This window comes from Streptomyces sp. NPDC030798, assembly GCF_055572275.1.
The window spans coordinates 70,959-87,222 of the sequence record NZ_JBVIDR010000021.1 but is presented as its reverse complement, the minus strand read 5'-3'; the positions used below and the strand labels follow the sequence as shown (position 1 = coordinate 87,222).

Annotated in this window: 15 protein-coding genes and 1 pseudogene; 10 read left to right on the top strand and 6 right to left on the bottom strand. The window is 71.4% G+C overall.

Annotated features, from left to right (window positions below; genetic code table 11):
• Nucleotides 1-2: 2 nt before the first annotated feature.
• Nucleotides 3-476: an ATP-binding protein gene (locus ACZ404_RS34715; protein WP_468446984.1), complete on the bottom strand. Its 474-nt coding sequence runs from the start codon at nucleotides 474-476 to the stop codon at nucleotides 3-5.
• A 354-nt stretch (nucleotides 477-830) separates the two neighbouring features.
• On the opposite strand from ACZ404_RS34715, the gene ACZ404_RS34710 reads away from it, so the two are divergent.
• The 5 genes and pseudogenes from ACZ404_RS34710 to ACZ404_RS34690 form a co-directional block, all read left to right on the top strand.
• Nucleotides 831-1,655, top strand: coding sequence for a helix-turn-helix domain-containing protein (locus tag ACZ404_RS34710; protein ID WP_468447042.1), 825 nt, complete (start codon nucleotides 831-833; stop codon nucleotides 1,653-1,655).
• Nucleotides 1,656-1,725: 70 nt separating this feature from the next.
• On the top strand, nucleotides 1,726-3,186 hold the full coding sequence (locus tag ACZ404_RS34705) for an aldehyde dehydrogenase family protein (RefSeq protein ID WP_468446982.1): 1,461 nt from the start codon (nucleotides 1,726-1,728) through the stop codon (nucleotides 3,184-3,186).
• Between the two features lie 114 nt (nucleotides 3,187-3,300).
• The gene (locus ACZ404_RS34700) at nucleotides 3,301-3,867 is read left to right on the top strand and encodes a DinB family protein (RefSeq protein ID WP_468446980.1); all 567 of its coding nucleotides are present in this window, start codon (nucleotides 3,301-3,303) and stop codon (nucleotides 3,865-3,867) included.
• A 78-nt stretch (nucleotides 3,868-3,945) separates the two neighbouring features.
• Entirely contained in the window at nucleotides 3,946-4,587 is a 642-nt protein-coding gene (locus tag ACZ404_RS34695; RefSeq protein ID WP_468446978.1) for a PadR family transcriptional regulator, read from the top strand.
• Nucleotides 4,588-4,619: 32 nt separating this feature from the next.
• A pseudogene (locus ACZ404_RS34690) lies at nucleotides 4,620-4,793 on the top strand (ABC transporter permease); the annotation flags it as partial.
• 4 nt (nucleotides 4,794-4,797) lie between these two features.
• On the opposite strand, the gene ACZ404_RS34685 reads toward ACZ404_RS34690, so the two are convergent.
• A complete protein-coding gene (locus tag ACZ404_RS34685) occupies nucleotides 4,798-6,204 on the bottom strand; it encodes a glutamate decarboxylase (protein ID WP_468446976.1) in 1,407 nt (468 codons plus the stop codon).
• A 37-nt stretch (nucleotides 6,205-6,241) separates the two neighbouring features.
• Nucleotides 6,242-7,528 carry an ion channel protein gene (locus tag ACZ404_RS34680; RefSeq protein WP_468446974.1) on the bottom strand — a complete coding sequence of 429 codons (1,287 nt, stop codon included), beginning with the start codon at nucleotides 7,526-7,528 and terminating at the stop codon, nucleotides 6,242-6,244.
• Nucleotides 7,529-7,642: 114 nt separating this feature from the next.
• On the opposite strand from ACZ404_RS34680, the gene ACZ404_RS34675 reads away from it, so the two are divergent.
• Nucleotides 7,643-8,410, top strand: a complete 768-nt coding sequence (locus ACZ404_RS34675; protein ID WP_468446972.1) for a MerR family transcriptional regulator — start codon at nucleotides 7,643-7,645, stop codon at nucleotides 8,408-8,410.
• Between the two features lie 28 nt (nucleotides 8,411-8,438).
• On the opposite strand, the gene ACZ404_RS34670 is transcribed toward ACZ404_RS34675, so the two are convergent.
• Nucleotides 8,439-8,765, bottom strand: a complete 327-nt coding sequence (locus tag ACZ404_RS34670) for a YbjQ family protein (RefSeq protein ID WP_468446970.1) — start codon at nucleotides 8,763-8,765, stop codon at nucleotides 8,439-8,441.
• A gap of 146 nt (nucleotides 8,766-8,911) precedes the next feature.
• Between ACZ404_RS34670 and ACZ404_RS34665 the strand changes: the two genes are divergently transcribed.
• Complete coding sequence (locus ACZ404_RS34665) at nucleotides 8,912-9,823, top strand: DedA family protein (protein WP_468446968.1); 912 nt, start codon at nucleotides 8,912-8,914, stop codon at nucleotides 9,821-9,823.
• A 14-nt stretch (nucleotides 9,824-9,837) separates the two neighbouring features.
• On the opposite strand, the gene ACZ404_RS34660 is transcribed toward ACZ404_RS34665, so the two are convergent.
• Nucleotides 9,838-11,493: a threonine/serine exporter family protein gene (locus ACZ404_RS34660; RefSeq protein WP_468446966.1), complete on the bottom strand. Its 1,656-nt coding sequence runs from the start codon at nucleotides 11,491-11,493 to the stop codon at nucleotides 9,838-9,840.
• Between the two features lie 114 nt (nucleotides 11,494-11,607).
• The gene (locus ACZ404_RS34655; RefSeq protein ID WP_055708033.1) at nucleotides 11,608-12,099 is read right to left on the bottom strand and encodes an inorganic diphosphatase; all 492 of its coding nucleotides are present in this window, start codon (nucleotides 12,097-12,099) and stop codon (nucleotides 11,608-11,610) included.
• A 79-nt stretch (nucleotides 12,100-12,178) separates the two neighbouring features.
• Here ACZ404_RS34655 and dacB point away from each other — a divergent pair, with 79 nt between their 5' ends.
• From dacB to tilS, 3 genes are all read left to right on the top strand, one after another.
• Nucleotides 12,179-13,777: a D-alanyl-D-alanine carboxypeptidase/D-alanyl-D-alanine endopeptidase gene (gene dacB / locus ACZ404_RS34650; protein ID WP_468446964.1), complete on the top strand. Its 1,599-nt coding sequence runs from the start codon at nucleotides 12,179-12,181 to the stop codon at nucleotides 13,775-13,777.
• An 80-nt stretch (nucleotides 13,778-13,857) separates the two neighbouring features.
• Complete coding sequence (locus ACZ404_RS34645) at nucleotides 13,858-14,991, top strand: zinc-dependent metalloprotease (RefSeq protein WP_468446962.1); 1,134 nt, start codon at nucleotides 13,858-13,860, stop codon at nucleotides 14,989-14,991.
• A gap of 192 nt (nucleotides 14,992-15,183) precedes the next feature.
• Nucleotides 15,184-16,242: a tRNA lysidine(34) synthetase TilS gene (gene tilS, locus ACZ404_RS34640; protein ID WP_468446960.1), complete on the top strand. Its 1,059-nt coding sequence runs from the start codon at nucleotides 15,184-15,186 to the stop codon at nucleotides 16,240-16,242.
• Nucleotides 16,243-16,264 lie beyond the last annotated feature (22 nt).

The window sequence follows — 16,264 nt, the reverse complement described above, 5'->3', positions numbered from 1 at the left end:
TGTCAGCCCGCCGTCCGGAGCCGGAAGAGGGCCCACACCACCTTGCCCTGCAGCGTGCCCGCGAGCGGGTGCCAGCCCCAGCCGTCGGCGAAGGAGTCGACCAGGAACAGCCCGCGGCCCGACTCGGCCGAGAAGTCGTCGGAGTCGCGCGGCGTCGGCGTCTCGTGGCTGGGGTCGCGCACCGCGCACACCAGCCGCTCGGTCCAGCGCATCAGGTGCAGCCGCACCGAGGAGTGGGTGTCGGCGCAGCCGGCGTCGGCCGGCAGACCGTGCCGCAGGGCGTTGGTGACGAGTTCGGAGACGACGAGACATATGTCGTCGAAGCGGTCGCCCACGTCCCACTGGTCCAGGGTGCAGCGGGTGAAGCGCCGGGCCTCGCGCACCGCCTCGTACCGGGCGGGGAGGGCGCAGGAGGCGGCACTGGACACGGCCGCGGGATCCAGCGGCGGAAGGCCCTGCCGTAACGGCTTGAGCATGGTCGATCCATTCGTCCCCATGCGAGGCACTCCCGGAATTCGCGGTCGTTGCGATGCAGCGGTGGCGCGGGACCATGGTTTCGGATGCGCAGAGCAGATGCAAGGGCAGATGCACGTGCACGCGACCGAATTGGCCGTTCCCGTACCGCTTCTTGGCCATTTTTTCCGCCATGTTGGATCGGCCGAATGCCAGAGGTACGGACCTCTCGCTGCGTAAAACGGCCGACCTCTTTCCGTTTCCGTAACCGGACGAGTACTGCTCGGAGTGATTTAGTGGCAGACTTCGGCCCCTGAAGACGGTTGGGGAGGCTGGCGAACGTGAGCGCGGGAGAGCCCGGATCGGTGGTGCGGCGCATGCTGCTCGGCTCGCAACTCAGGCGACTGCGTGAAGCACGGGGGATCACGCGCGAGGCGGCGGGCTACTCGATCCGCGCCTCGGAATCGAAGATCAGCCGGATGGAGCTGGGCCGGGTGAGCTTCAAGACCAGGGACGTGGAAGACCTCCTGACGCTGTACGGCATCAGCGACGAGGCGGAGCGCGAGTCGCTGCTCTCCCTCGCCCGCGAGGCCAACGTGGCGGGCTGGTGGCACAGTTACACCGACGTGCTGCCCAGCTGGTTCCCCACCTATGTGGGTCTGGAGGGCGCCGCTTCCCTCATCCGGGTCTACGAGGTGCAGTTCGTGCACGGCCTGCTGCAGACCGAGGACTACGCGCGCGCGGTGGTCCGGCGCGGCATGAAGGGCGCGAGCGCGGCCGACGTCGAGCGGCGGGTCGCACTGCGGCTCGAGCGGCAGAGGCACCTGCTGGCGGACCACGCGCCCGAGCTGCACATCGTCCTCGACGAGGCCGCCCTGCGCCGGCCCTACGGCGACCGCGAGGTGATGCGCGGCCAGCTGCAGCACCTGATCGACATCTCCCAGCGCCCCAACGTACGGCTGCAGATCATGCCGTTCGGCTTCGGCGGGCACTCCGGCGAGAGCGGTGCCTTCACCATCCTCAGCTTCCCCGAGTCGGACCTGTCCGACGTGGTCTACATGGAGCAGCTGACGAGCGCGCTGTACCTGGACAAGCGCGAGGACGTCGCCCAGTACGAGCAGGCGCTGAAGGAGCTGCAGCAGGACAGTCCGGGGCCGGACGAGAGCCGGGATCTTCTCCGGGGTCTCCTTCAACTCTCTTGAAACACAAGTACGATGACGTGTGATCAGACCGTGACCGGGATCTGGCCTCTGCGAATGATTGAGGGATCACATGTCGTCCTACTTCAGCGACCTGGCCCAGCAGTACATCGACGGTGAATGGCGACCGGGCACGGGCTCCTGGGACGTCATCGACTTCAATCCGTACGACGACGAGAAGCTGGCCTCGATCACCGTGGCCACGGTCGACGAGGTCGACCAGGCCTACCGCGCGGCGGCCAGGGCGCAGAAGGAATGGGCGGCCACCAATCCCTACACCCGCCGTGCCGTGCTCGAGCGGGCGCTCAGGCTGATAGAGGAGCGCGAGCAGGAGATAGCCGACCTGATCATCGCCGAGCTGGGCGGCACGCGCGTGAAGGCGGGCTTCGAGCTGCACCTCGCCAAGGAGTTCCTGCGCGAGTCGATCCATCTGGCGCTGCGCCCCGAGGGCCGGATCCTGCCCTCGCCGGCCGACGGCAAGGAGAACCGCGTCTACCGGGTGCCGGTGGGTGTCGTGGGCGTGATCAGCCCGTTCAACTTCCCCTTCCTGCTGTCGATCAAGTCGGTGGCCCCCGCCCTCGCCCTGGGCAACGGCGTGGTCCTCAAGCCGCACCAGAACACGCCGATCGCCGGCGGCACCCTGGTCGCGAAGATCTTCGAGGAGGCCGGGCTGCCCGGCGGCCTGCTCAACGTCGTCGTCACCGACATCGCCGAGATCGGCGACGCCTTCATCGAGCACCCCGTCCCGAAGGTCATCTCCTTCACCGGCTCCGACAAGGTCGGCCGGCACGTCGCCACCGTCTGCGCCGCCAACTTCAAGCGCTCGGTGCTCGAACTGGGCGGCAACAGCGCGCTCGTGGTCCTGGACGACGCCGACATCGACTACGCCGTCGACGCGGCGGTCTTCAGCCGGTACGTCCACCAGGGCCAGGTCTGCATGGCCGCCAACCGGGTGCTGGTGGACCGCTCGATCGCCGAGGAGTTCACCGAGAAGTTCGTCGCCAAGGTCAGGACGCTCAAGGTCGGTGACCCGCGCGACCCGGAGACCGTCATCGGCCCGGTGATCAACTCCGCGCAGGCCAACGCCATCTCCGGCGCCGTCGAGCAGGCGCTCGAGGAGGGCGCCACGGCTCTCGTGCGCGGCGGCACCGACGGCAACCTGGTCGAACCCAGCGTGCTCACCGACGTACCCGCCGACTCCGCGCTGCTGCGCCAGGAGGTGTTCGGACCGGTCGTCTTCCTGGTGCCGTTCGACGGCGAGGAGGAGGCCGTGCGCCTGGTCAACGACACGCCGTACGGTCTGAGCGGCGCGGTCCACACCGGTGACATCGAGCGCGGGGTCGCGTTCGCCAAGCAGATCGACACGGGCATGTTCCACGTGAACGACAGCACCGTGCACGACGAGCCGATCGTCCCGTTCGGCGGCGAGAAGCACTCCGGCATCGGCCGCCTGAACGGTGATACGGCGCTGGAGTGCTTCACGACCATCAAGTGGATCTCGGTGCAGCACGGACGCAGCGGCTTCCCGTTCTGAGCCGCTGAAGATTTTTTTCGCCCGCCGGGCCCTTGCGGACAGAACCTGACCGCAAGGGCCCGTAGCGTCTTTGGTGTCAGGCAGCGAGCCGAGAGCGACGAAAGGCGGCCGGTCATGGTCACGCACGTGGCGGCGGAGAAGAGCGGGGACGAGCGGGGAGCGCTGCTCGCGTTCATCGAGGAGCAGCGCGGGGGCATCCGCCGGGCACTGCTGGGGCTGACCGAGGAGCAGGCCCGCACGCGCCCCAGCGCGAGCGCGCTGTCCTTGGGCGGCCTGCTCAAGCATGTCGCCGAGACCGAGCAGGGCTGGCTGGCCATGGCCAAGCAGGAGCCGCCGCAGGTGCAGCGTGACGAGTCCACCTGGCACGAGAGCTTCGAGCTGGTCGGGGACGAGACCGTGGCCTCCCAGCTCGCCCACTGGGAGCACGTGGCCGCCGAGACGGAGAAGTACATCCGCTCCGCGCCGAGCCTGGACGACACCTTCCCGCTGCCGCCCGCCCCCTGGTTCCCGCCGGAGGGCCGTGTCTCCCTGCGCTGGCTCTGCCTGCACCTGATCCGCGAGACGGCCCGGCACGCCGGCCACGCCGACATCATCCGGGAGTCCCTGGACGGAAAGACGGCCTTCGAGCTGGTGGCCCTGGAGCGAGGCCAGGCACAAGAGGAGGAACCAGGCCAGGAGTGAGACCGGGGCCGCGGCCCGTACTGCGCCGACTGAGGGCTGGAGCAGGCGGATCAGGGGCTCGGCCATAACCTGGACGGCATGTCAGCGATCCGTCTTCTCGTGCTGGGGGCGGTCCGCCAGCACGGGCGGGCCCACGGCTACCAGGTGCGGGGCGACCTGGAGTACTGGGGCGCGCACGAGTGGTCCAACGCCAAGCCGGGCTCCATCTACCACGCCCTGAAGCAGATGGCCAAGCAGGGACTGCTGCACGCGCACGAGATCGCGCCGTCCACGGCCGGTGGCCCGCCGCGCACCGAGTACGAGCTCACCGGCAAGGGCACCGAGGAGTACTTCGCCCTGCTGCGCGAGGCGTTGGTCACCTTCGACCAGCGCGGCGACATGAAGGCGACCGCCATCGGCTTCATGGTCGACCTCCCCAGGGCGGAGGCGGTCACCCTGCTGAAGGAGCGCATCCGCCGGATCGAGGCCTGGCGGTCTTCGGTCACCGAGCACTACGTGCCCGAGGAGGGGCCGGAACCGCTCGGCCACATCGGCGAGATCATGAACATGTGGGTCCACACGGCCGACTCCGAGGCCGCGTGGACCCACGGCCTCGTCGCCCGCCTGGAGAGCGGCGCCTACACCTTCGCCGGCGAGGGCGAACCGTTCGTCGGCGTCCTCGCCGAGGGCGAGGAGAACCCCTACGCGACCGGGGAGCGGCACCCCGGCGACGCCCGCTGACCCGGAGGGCTCCCGGCAGGTGAGGCCGGCCCGGTACGGCCGTCCAGTGGAACCCGCTGTCCCGGACGGCGACGGCCGTGCGCGAGCTGCTGGGCGGCTCCGCTGCCGAACCGGGGCACCTGTGGGCGGCCGTCCTCCGGCCGCTCGCCCTGCTGGCGGTCTTCTTCCCGCCGGCGGTGCGGAAGTTCGCCCGTCCGGACCGCTGAGCGGTCAGTGGTGGAAGCCGGTGGCCGCCTCCTTGTCCCGGGTGAGGGGGTGCGGCTGCCGGCGCAACTCCGGCAGCAGGCGGGTGAGGTCGTCGACGAACAGGTCGGCCAGGTCGTGCGAGAAGCCGTTGCGGCAGACGACCCGCAGCACCGACAGGTCCTCCCGGTCCGGCGGGAAGGTGTACGCGGGCACCAGCCAGCCGCCCTCGCGCAGCCGCCGGGAGACGTCGAACACGTCGTACGACGTGACGTCCTCGGCGGTGGTGAAGGCGAACACCGGCAGCTCGTCGCCCCGGGTCAGCAGCCGGAAGTCGCCGAGCGCCTCGATCCTGTCCGCGAGCGAACGCGCCACCTGCCGGGTCGACTGCTGCACCGCCCGGTAGCCCTCCCGGCCCAGCCGCAGGAAGGTGTAGTACTGCGCGACCACCTGGGCGCCGGGGCGGGAGAAGTTGAGCGCGAAGGTCGGCATGTCGCCGCCCAGGTAGTTCACCCGGAACACCAGCTCCTCGGGCAGCGCCTCCTTGTCCCGCCACAGCGCCCAGCCGACGCCCGGGTAGACCAGGCCGTACTTGTGCCCGGAGGTGTTGATGGAGGCCACGCGCGCGAGGCGGAAGTCCCACACCAGGTCCTCGTCCAGGAAGGGCGCCACCATCGCCCCGGAGGCACCGTCCACGTGCACCGGGACGTCGAGTCCGGTGCGCTCCTGGAGGGCGTCCAGGGCCGCGCACAGGTCGGCGATCGGCTCGTAGGACCCGTCGAAGGTCGAGCCGAGGATGCCCACGACGCCGATGGTGTTCTCGTCGCACAGCTCGGCCGCAGCCTGCGGATCGAGGTGGAAACGCTCGCCCTCCATGGGGACCTGCCGCGCCTCGACCTCCCAGAAGGTGCAGAACTTCTCCCAGCACACCTGGACGTTGACGCCCATGACCAGGTTCGGCCGCGCTCCTGGATAGCGGTCGGCGTTGCGCTGGGCCCAGCGCCGCTTCAGCGCCATCCCGGCCAGCATGCAGGCCTCGCTCGAACCGGTCGTCGAACAGCCCACGGCCGCCGCCGGGTCGGGGGCGTTCCACAGGTCGGCGAGCATCGCCACACAGCGCCGCTCCAGCTCGGCCGTGCGGGGGTACTCGTCCTTGTCGATCATGTTCTTGTCCCGGCACTCGCCCATCAGCACCCCGGCCTGCGGCTCCATCCAGGTGGTGACGAACGTGGCCAGGTTCAGCCGGGAGTTGCCGTCCAGCATCAACTCGTCGTGCACCAGCTGGTACGCCGTCGACGGCGCCAGCGGGGCGTCCGGGAGCCGGTGCGTGGGAGGGGCCTCGGCCATCCCGCCGACCGGATTCGCCTCCCCGTAGAACGGGTTGACCGACAGCGCCCGCTCCTGGTGTTTCGCGGGACCTTTGTGCAGGGCCATGGACATGCCTCCAGAGAGAAGGTTTCCGGGAAGGAATTCAGCGGACCGGGGTGCCGTCCTCCCGCAACTGCATCTGCGGCCGCCCCGTCACCAGCAGCCAGGCCGGCAGCGAGGCGATGCACAGGACGGCGATGATGGCGGGCGAGGCGACCAGGACGGCGGCCGTGAACAGGCTGACCCAGCCCTGCCGGGTGATCGCCAGGAGCATGCCCAGCACGCACGTCGCCACGCCCAGCGCCGGAGGGACGGCCGGAACGAGCGCGTGGGCGCCCAGGCCCAGCGCGGTGCCGACGAACACGGACGGGAAGATCCGGCCGCCCCGGAAACCGCAGGACGCGGCGACCAGCAGCGCGGCCAGCTTGACGACGGCCATCGTCGCGAACTGCCCCGCCGACCAGCCCTCCGGGTGGCGCGCCAGCTCGGTGGTCTCCGCCAGCCCCTTGAACAGCGTCAGATGACCGCCCAGGACCCCCAGCGCCCCCAGGACGACCCCGCCGGCCGGCAGCACCAGCATCGGGTGCCGCAGCCGCCCGAAGGCCCGGTGGACGTAGGGGAAGGCGTAGACGGCGCACATGCCGAGCACCGCCGCCACCGAGGTGATCACCAGGGCGGCCAGCAGATCCCCGCCGTCCGGACGGCCCATGGACGGCAGGTTCAGGTCGAAGCTCGGACGGGACACCAGCTCGGTCGTCATCGACCCCAGCGAGGCGGCGGTCAGCGGCGCGAACAGGTTGTCCCACAGCCGCCCCCGCATCGGCCGCCCGGCCAGCGCCTCGGAGATGACCAGCGCCGCCGCAACCGGCGTGCCGAACAGCGCTCCGATCGTCGCCGACTCCGCCAGCACCGGCCACAGCGCTCCCTGCAGGCGGGGCAGGAAACGCCCGCCGAGCCAGGCCGCGAGGCCCACGTTCACCGCGATGATCGGGTTCTCCGGGCCGAGGCTCGGGCCGCCCGCCAGCATCAGAGCGGTGGCGAGCACCAGGCCCGGCAGCACGAGCGGCGGCATCACCGGGGCGTTCAGGCCCAGGGTGGCCGGGTCGGGCCCGGCATGCCCCGGCACCTTCCAGACGACCAGCCCGACGGCGATCCCGGTCGCGATGAGCATGACGAACACCCAGAGCGCCGAGTACCGGCCCACTCCCAGCGCGTCCGGCAGCGGGCCCCACAGCACCCGCTGGAGCTGCTCGGCGGCCACGCTCACGCCGACGAAGACGAGGCTCGCGGCCACGCCCACGACCGCGGCGGGCAGGATGAACGGCAGCAGCGCGCGTGCCGGGGCCGTGGGAGCGGTCGGGGGCGCCTGTTGCGCGGTCTCCTGGGCCACTGACTCACCATAAGCGGACAAATCCCTCCCAACATCCCGAACCGAATCCGGCTTGCACCTCACGCCGCGTGAGGCCTCAGCGTGGACGGCGTACCGACGACAAGGAGCGGAACAGTGAGCTACTCCGTGGGACAGGTCGCGGGGTTCGCCGGCGTGACGGTGCGCACCCTGCACCACTACGACGAGATCGGCCTGCTCGTGCCCGGCGAGCGCACGTACGCCGGCCACCGGCGCTACAACGACGCCGACCTCGACCGGCTCCAGCAGATCCTGTTCTACCGGGAGCTCGGCTTCCCGCTCGAGGAGGTCGCGGCCCTGCTCGACGATCCGGACGCGGACCCGCGCGCGCACCTGCGCCGCCAGCACGAACTGCTGACCGCCCGGATCGAGAAGCTGCAGAAGATGGCCGCGGCCGTGGAGCACGCCATGGAGGCACGCACGATGGGCATCAACCTCACGCCGGAGGAGCGGTTCGAGGTGTTCGGCGACAAGGACCCGTTCAACGAGGGGTACACCCAGGAGGCCGAGCAGCGCTGGGGCGGCACCGAGGCATGGGCCGAGTCCCAGCGCCGCGCCGCCCGCTACACCAAGGAGGACTGGAAGCGGATCAAGGACGAGGTCGACGACTGGGGCGAGCGCTACGCCGCCCTGGTGGCCGCCGGGGAGGAGCCGACCGGCGAGGCGGCCATGGACATGGCCGAGGAACACCGGCAGCACATGAACCGCTGGTTCTTCGCGGTCCCCTACGAGATGCACCGGTGCTTCGCGGAGATGTACGTCTCCGACGAGCGCTTCAAGGCGTACTACGACTCCATGGGGCCGGATCTCGCCGTGCACCTGCGGGCCGCGATCCTCGCCAACGCCGACCGGCACACCTCCTGACCGGTCCTGGCCCGGGTGGGCCCGGCGCTCACTCCCGGGCCAGGACCACCGCCGTGCCGTACGCGCACACCTCGGTGCCGGCGTCGGCGGCCTCCGTCACGTCGAAGCGGAACGCCAGCACATCCATGGCCTGCGTGCGGGTCTGCACGAGCGTCTTGGTGAGCCCCTTCAGCTCGCCGCCGATCATCGACTTCAGCCCGGCGCCGATCTGGCTGCCCAGATGCCGCGAGCGCACGGTCAGCCCGAAGACCTCGCCGAGCACCTGCTCCACCCGGTGTCCGGGCACGTCGTTGGTCGTCACCACCAGCACGTCCGGCCGGGGCCCCTGGCCGCCGCCGTAGTCGTCGAGTCCCATGAGTCACAGCTTTCTCCCCGTCCTCCCACAGCGCATCCCGGAGACCTCGGTGGAACCTGGGGCGGTCGGCCCGCGTTGATAGCTTTGTGCGGCACTCATCGACGTCAGCCGCCGTAGCCGCCTCACCCCCTCAGGAGCCCGGACTCGTGACGACACTCGCCCTCGGCCCGAGCTGGCTGGATCCCGACCACCTGCTCCAGACGTACAGCGTCTGGGGCCTGCTGCTCATCGTCTTCGCCGAGTCCGGCCTGCTCATCGGCTTCTTCCTGCCGGGTGACTCGCTGCTGTTCACGTGCGGTCTGCTCATCACGTCCGGCGATCTGGACTTCCCGCTGTGGGGCGCGATCGCCCTGATCTGCCTCGCCGCGGTCCTCGGCGACCAGGCGGGCTACATGTTCGGCAAGAAGGTCGGCCCGTCGCTGTTCAACCGCCCGGACTCCCGCCTGTTCAAGCAGGAGAACGTCACCAAGGCACACGAGTTCTTCGAGAAGTACGGCCCGAAGTCCCTGATCCTCGCCCGCTTCGTGCCCATCGTGCGTACGTTCACGCCGATCATCGCGGGCGTCAGCGGCATGCGGTACCGCTCGTTCGTGGTGTTCAACATCATCGGCGGCGTCCTGTGGGGCGCGGGCGTCACCCTGCTCGGCTCCTGGCTGGGCAACCACAAGCTGGTCAGGGACAACATCGAGGCGATCCTCATCCTGATCGTCCTCGTCTCCGTGGTCCCGGTCGCGATCGAGTTCCTCCGCGCGCGCGGCAAGAACAAGAAGGCGGCGGCGCAGCCGGCACCGGAAGCCGCGCGCCCGGCGCCGCCGGTCATGGACGACGCCACGACCCGCTTGCGCCGCATCGACCCGAACGAGCCGTACGGCGCCCAGCAGGAGCAGCAGTACTGGGACCAGGGCGGCTACGACAACCAGTACTACGACCAGCACCAGCAGTACCCGCACCAGCAGCAGTATCCGCAGCAGCACCCCCAGCAGCAGTACGACGAGAGCCAGTACGGCCAGAACCAGTACCACCAGGGGCAGTACCCCTACGACCACCGCAACCGCTGACAGGGGCGCGGGGGTCAGAACCCCCGGGTCCGCTTGGCCGCCCTGCGCTTCCCGGCGGAGCCGATCCGCAGGAACATCCGGGAGATCTCCGAGCCCAGGTTCACCCCGATGGCGATGGCCATCGCCAGGGACGCCGCCTTCGCCAGGGACACCAGCCCCTTGTCCACGTCGTTCTGCGCCATGGACAGCAGCCCGAAGTAGGTCGCCGACCCGGGCAGCAGCGGCCCGATCGCGGCCGTCGTGTAGGGCAGCGCCGACGCGAACCGGTACCGCGACAGCAGCTGCCCGAACAGCCCGACCAGCCCGGCCGCCACCGCCGTGGAGGCCACCGGCGAGATGCCCCCGGGGTAGTGCATCGCGCCGTAGACCGACCAGGCGACACCCCCGTTGAGCGTCACCCACAGCACGGTCGACCGCTCCTGCTGGAGCAGCACCGCGAACGTCAGCGACAGCAGCATGGACGCCGCGATCTGCACCAGCGGCCGCTCGTTGATGCCCAGCGCCGCGTCCGGGTTCAGCTTGCCGCCGACCTTCACGCCGAAGTACAGGACGATCAGCACGCCGGTGACGATGCCGACGAAGAAGTACATGACCTCCAGCAGGCGCGCGGAGGCGGTGATGTAGAAGCCCGTCAGGCCGTCCTGGACGCCCGCCACCAGCGCCCGCCCGGGCAGCAGCGCGAACAGCCCACCGGTGACGACGGCGGAGGCCTTCACGTCGACCTGGGCCAGTGCGAACGCCACGCCGATCGCCGCGGGCGGCATCGCGGCCACCGTGAACTGGTAGAACTCCGGCAGCCCGCGCCCCGCGCACAGCCAGGCCAGCCGGTCGCCGAGCATCGCGCCCACCGCAGCCGCCACGAACACGATCAGGTCACCGCCGACCAGCACCGAGGCCGCACCGGCCAGCAGCCCGCTCGCCAGGGTCAGCGCCCAGCCGGGATAGGGATGCCGGTTGCGGCGGATCTCCGCCAGCCGCCGGTAGGCCTCCTCCAGAGAGACATGGGTCTCCGGGTCGGTCAGATCGTCCACCAGCCGGAACACGGCCGCCAGCCGCGTGTAGTCGGTGCCCCGCCGCCGCACCGTGCGCGAGGCCGTCACCGGGTCCTCCACCAGGGACGGCTGGTGGGAGATCGACAGCAGCGTGAAGGTGACGTTCGGCTCGCAGCGGTCCAGGCCGTAGGACCGGCACACCGCGAACATCGCGGCCTCCACGTCCTCCGCGCCCTCACCGCCGGCCAGCAGCAGTTCACCGATGCGCAGGGTCAGGTCGAGCACGCGCGGGATCGCGGGCACGCCCTCCTCCGCCCGCTGCACGGGCTCGGGCGCCGGCCGCTCGGCCACCGGCATGCGCAGCATCGTGCGCATCCGGTCCTGCCAGGGCGCGTCCTTGACCAGGCTGACCGCCGGCATGCCGGTCGCCGGGGTGAACGCGGCCGGGGCGTCCTTGGCGCTGTAGGTGCGCGGCGGGGTGAACGCCGATCCCTCCGGCTCGGCGCTCGACGGCTGCGGCGCCTGCAGGCCCTCGGGTACGGCGAACTCGGACGTGGTCTCCGGCCCGGCCACCACCCGGGACAGCTCCAGGCCCACCGGGACGGCGAACTCGGACGTGATCTCGGGGTCGTAGCGCGCCTCGTCCGACCGGGGCTTGCTGTCCTCCGCCTCCGTCACCTCGCACCGCTCCCTGCACGACACCTCACGTAAGCCTCAGTATGCGCATGCACGCACAGCGGACACGCAAACGGGCCGCACGCGTGCGCGTACGGCCCGTACCGAGCGCGGGGGTCAGTGACCGCCCTGCTCCTCGAAGCGCTTGTACGACCGCTCGATCTCCGCCTCGGCGTCCGTACGGCCCACCCAGTTGGCGCCCTCGACCGACTTGCCGGGCTCCAGGTCCTTGTACACCTCGAAGAAGTGCTGGATCTCCAGGCGGTCGAACTCCGACACGTGGTGGATGTCACGCAGGTGCTCCACACGCGGGTCCGTCGCCGGGACGCACAGCAGCTTGTCGTCGCCGCCGGCCTCGTCCGTCATGCGGAACATGCCGATCGCGCGGCACTTGATCAGGCAGCCCGGGAAGGTCGGCTCGTCCAGGATGACCAGCGCGTCCAGCGGGTCGCCGTCCTCGCCGAGGGTGTTCTCGACGAAGCCGTAGTCGGTCGGGTAGGCGGTCGAGGTGAAGAGACGACGGTCCAGGCGGATCCGACCGGTCTCGTGGTCCACCTCGTACTTGTTCCGCGAACCCTTAGGGATCTCGATCGTGACGTCGAACTCCACCGGTGGCTCCTCCATGATCAACACATAGTTCTGGTGATTAAGTGTCCCTCACGCAGGTGTGTGATCGCGAAAGGGGCTGGTGGTCGTGCCAGAGCTCGGGCCTTGGCGAGCCGCGAGACCGCAGGTGGAGCGGATCGCGAACGCCGTACGACCGCGGCTGGCCCGCGCCGCGACGGCCGCGAGGCCGCGGGTCGCGCGGCTGGCCCGAGCCGTCCGGTCCCCGCGTGCCCACCTGCGTCGTCCGCGGACCGTGAGGACCTGGCAGTACACCGCGGGCGCCGCCACCGCCGGGCTGGCACTCGCCGCCGGTGTGGTGACCGCCGCCGGGCCCTGGGACGCCAACGGTCAGCGTACGGCCGAGCGGGACCGCGCCGCTGCCCTGGAGCGGCCGGGTGGCACAGATCACGGCGCCGGTACGGCGGCACGGGCACCCGCGCCCGCACCGAGCGCCGCGGCCGTCCTGGCGGGCCTGGGCAGCGCCACGGGCACCGTCAGCACCAAGAAGGCCCCGCCCGCCGAGAAGGCCCTCACGGACGTCCTGGGGCCCCTCCTGGACGTCCCCGCGCTCCCCGGCGGCCACGCGGCCGCCGTCGTCGACGTCAGCACCGGCAAGCGGCTCTACGGCGCCGGCGCCGACAAGCCCTTCACGCCCGCGTCCACCACCAAGATCGCCACCGCTGTCGCCGCCCTGTCCGCGCTCGGCCCCGACCACCGGTTCACGACCCGCGCCGCCCTCGAACCCGACACCGGGGAACTGGTCCTCGTGGGCGGCGGCGACCCGACCCTCACCGCCCGCAAGAACGCCGGGGGCTGGGCCGACCTGCGCGCCCTCGCCGCCGACACCGCCGCCGCGCTCACCGAGCGCGGCATCCACAAGGTCACGCTGTCGTACGACACCACGCTCTTCTCCGGGCCGTCACTGCACCCCATCGGTGTGAACGACAACCTCGCGCCCGTGAGCGCCCTGGTCGCCGACGAGGGCCGCACCGACGACTCCGCCGGCGGCCCGGCGACCCGCGTCAGCGACCCGGCGAAGGCCGCGGCCGACACGTTCGCCGGCCTCCTCCGGGCCGCCGGCGTGAAGACCACGGCCCCCGGCCCCTCCAAGGCCTCCACGCGCGCGGAGACCCTCGCCACCGTCTCCTCGCCCCCGCTGTCGGCGCTGGTCGAGCGCATGCTGACCAACAGCGACAACGACATCGCCGAGGCCCTGGCCCGCCAGACCGCGCTCGCCAGCGGCCGGCCCGGCAGCTTCGCCGGCGGTGCCCAGGCCATCGCCGCCCGGCTCCGCAAGCTCGGGCTGCCGCTGGCCGGCGCCTCCTTCCACGACGGCAGTGGGCTCGACCGGAACGACAAGCTCACCGCGAACCTGCTGACCGCCCTGCTCGTCACGGCCGGCGACCCCGCCCGCCCCGGCCTGCGCCCGGTCCTCACCGGCCTGCCCGTCGCCGGCTTCACGGGCACCCTGACCCACCGCTACACCGACGGCGCGGCCGGCGTCGTACGCGCCAAGACCGGCACCCTCACCGGCGTCAACACCCTGGCCGGCACCGTGGTCGACACGGACGGCCACCTCCTGGCCTTCGCCTTCCTCGCCTCCGACACCACCGACGCCGCAGCGGCCCAGTCGGCCCTGGACAGGACGGCGACGACCCTGGCGGGCTGCGGCTGCGACTGAGCCGCCGGCCCACGGCCCTCCCGCCGCCCCGCCCCCCACACGGCCTGCCCCAAGTGGGGAGGCTCACGTACGGTTGACACATGACGAGCTTCGGTGGCACCGCATCTCCCGGGATGGTCGACTGGAACCTCGCGGTGGCGACCGCGACACGGCTCGTACGACCGGGCCCGGAGGTCAGCCGCGACGAGGCCAGGGCCGTCGTCGCGGAGCTGCGCCGGCACGCGAAAGCCTCGGAGCGACACGTCCGGGGCTTCACTCGTCTGGGCACCGAGGAGACCCACGACACCCCGGTTCTCGTCGTCGACCGCCCCGGCTGGGTCCGGGCCAACGTCGCCGGCTTCCGGGAGATCCTCAAACCCCTCCTGGAGAAGATGCAGGAACGGCGCGGCGGCAACCCCGGCAGCGCCGTCCTCGGCGCCGTCGGCGGCAAGGTCACCGGCGTCGAACTCGGCATGCTGCTGTCCTTCCTGGCCTCCCGCGTCCTCGGCCAGTACGAGACCTTCGCCCCGGCCGGCCGCGACCTCCCCGCGGGCGAGAACGGCGGCGGCCGCCTGCTCCTCGTCGCCCCCAACATCGTCCACGTCGAGCGCGAACTCGACGTCGAGCCGCACGACTTCCGGCTCTGGGTCTGCCTCCACGAGGAGACCCACCGCACCCAGTTCACCGCCGTGCCCTGGCTCCGCGACCACCTCGAGGGCGAAATCCAGTCGTTCTTGGCGGAGACCGACGTCGACCCGATGACCGTCCTCGAACGCGTCCGGGAAGCAGCGCAGTCCCTCGCCGGCGGCCGCCCCGAGGGCGAGGAGGACGACGGCGGACGCTCCTTCGTCGAACTCGTCCAGACCCCGGCCCAGCGCGAGATCCTCGGCCGTCTCACCGCCGTGATGTCCCTGCTCGAGGGCCACGCCGACTTCGTCATGGACGGAGTGGGTCCAGATGTCGTACGGACCGTCTCCGAGATCCGCGAGAAGTTCCAGCAGCGCCGCGCCAAGGGTGCCTCCCGCCTCGACCTCGCCCTGCGCAAGCTGCTGGGTCTGGATGCCAAACTCAGGCAGTACCGGGACGGCGAACGGTTCGTGCGCGCCGTGGTCGAACAGGTCGGCATGGAGGGCTTCAACCGCGTGTGGACCTCCCCCAACACCCTGCCCACCAAGGCGGAGATCGCCAAACCGGCGGACTGGGTCGCACGGGTGCACCGCAAGCCCGAGTCGTGAAGGACGTACGGCGGGCGTGAAACGAATCCGGCCGACGGCAGGCGGACGCCCCTGCAATCACCCGTCCGAGGGACCGTGAGCCAGGGGTAGGCGTGCAATGCTCGGGGAACGGCCCGCTTCTGTCACCATCTACACACTCTGAGTGACCGACCTCGGGCTCACCCCCCGAAAACTTCATGAAGGGAACCGGACATGGGTCCCCATCCTGCGGTCGCGGCGATACGCCTGGCGGTCCGCCGCGTCCTCCACGACATCCTCACCGACCACAGCCCCGCCGACGAACACCCCGGACACACCCGGCGCGCCCCCGACCAGGGCACCCCGGCCGAGCGGCCGCCCTCCCCGCTCGTCCTCGTCGCGTGCTCCGGCGGCGCCGACTCCATGGCGCTCGCCTCCGCCCTCGCCTTCGAGGCCCCCAAACTCGGCATCCGCGCCGGCGGCATCACCGTCGACCACGGCCTCCAGCCCGGCTCCGACCTGCGTGCCGAGGAAGTCGTCCTCAGGCTGCGCGGACTCGGCCTCGACCCCGCCGAGTCGGTCGCCGTGCGTGTCGGCCGCGAAGGCGGCCCCGAGGCAGCAGCCCGGGACGCCCGCTACGCCGCCCTCGACGCCGCCGCCGTTCGCCACGGCGCCGCCGCGGTCCTCCTCGGCCACACCCGCGACGACCAGGCCGAAACCGTCCTGCTCGGCCTCGCCCGCGGCTCCGGCATCCGCTCCCTGTCCGGCATGGCCGCGGTCTCGGGGGCCGGCGGCCGTTACCGGCGCCCCTTCCTGCACCTGGACCGGCAGACCGCCCGCAAGGCCTGCATGGTCCAGTCCCTGCCGGTCTGGGACGACCCGCACAACGCCGACCCGGCCTACACCCGCTCCCGCCTGCGCCACGAGGGCCTGCCCGCCCTCGAGAAGGCCCTCGGCAAAGGAGTCGTGGAAGCCCTCGCCCGCACCGCCCAGCTCTCCCGCGACGACGCCGACGCCCTCGACGCCTGGGCCAGCCAGGCCGAGGCCTCCGTGCGCGACGCCGCGGGCCTGCTGGAGTGCGCCAAGCTCTACGCCCTGCCGCCCGCCGTGCGCCGCCGCATCCTGCGCCGCGCCGCCATCGAGGCCGGCGCCCCGGCCGGGTCCCTCTTCGCCCGCCACATCGAGGAAGTCGACCGGCTGATCACCGGCTGGCGCGGCCAGGGAGCCATCAATCTCCCGGGCAAAGTCGTCGCCCAGCGCCAGGGTGGCAGACTGGTGATTCGGCAGGGCTGAGCCGCGCCCCTCGGAGAAACCC

What these genes read in the sequence shown, in the direction of transcription:
- ACZ404_RS34700 (WP_468446980.1), top strand. Translation starts at nt 3,301, where the DNA reads ATGGTCACGCACGTGGCGGCGGAGAAGAGCGGGGACGAGCGGGGAGCG.
- ACZ404_RS34705 (WP_468446982.1), top strand. Translation starts at nt 1,726, where the DNA reads ATGTCGTCCTACTTCAGCGACCTGGCCCAGCAGTACATCGACGGTGAA.
- ACZ404_RS34670 (WP_468446970.1), bottom strand. Translation starts at nt 8,765, where the DNA reads ATGGGACTCGACGACTACGGCGGCGGCCAGGGGCCCCGGCCGGACGTG.
- ACZ404_RS34645 (WP_468446962.1), top strand. Translation starts at nt 13,858, where the DNA reads ATGACGAGCTTCGGTGGCACCGCATCTCCCGGGATGGTCGACTGGAAC.
- ACZ404_RS34710 (WP_468447042.1), top strand. Translation starts at nt 831, where the DNA reads ATGCTGCTCGGCTCGCAACTCAGGCGACTGCGTGAAGCACGGGGGATC.
- ACZ404_RS34695 (WP_468446978.1), top strand. Translation starts at nt 3,946, where the DNA reads ATGTCAGCGATCCGTCTTCTCGTGCTGGGGGCGGTCCGCCAGCACGGG.
- tilS (WP_468446960.1), top strand. Translation starts at nt 15,184, where the DNA reads ATGGGTCCCCATCCTGCGGTCGCGGCGATACGCCTGGCGGTCCGCCGC.
- ACZ404_RS34715 (WP_468446984.1), bottom strand. Translation starts at nt 476, where the DNA reads ATGCTCAAGCCGTTACGGCAGGGCCTTCCGCCGCTGGATCCCGCGGCC.
- ACZ404_RS34685 (WP_468446976.1), bottom strand. Translation starts at nt 6,204, where the DNA reads ATGGCCCTGCACAAAGGTCCCGCGAAACACCAGGAGCGGGCGCTGTCG.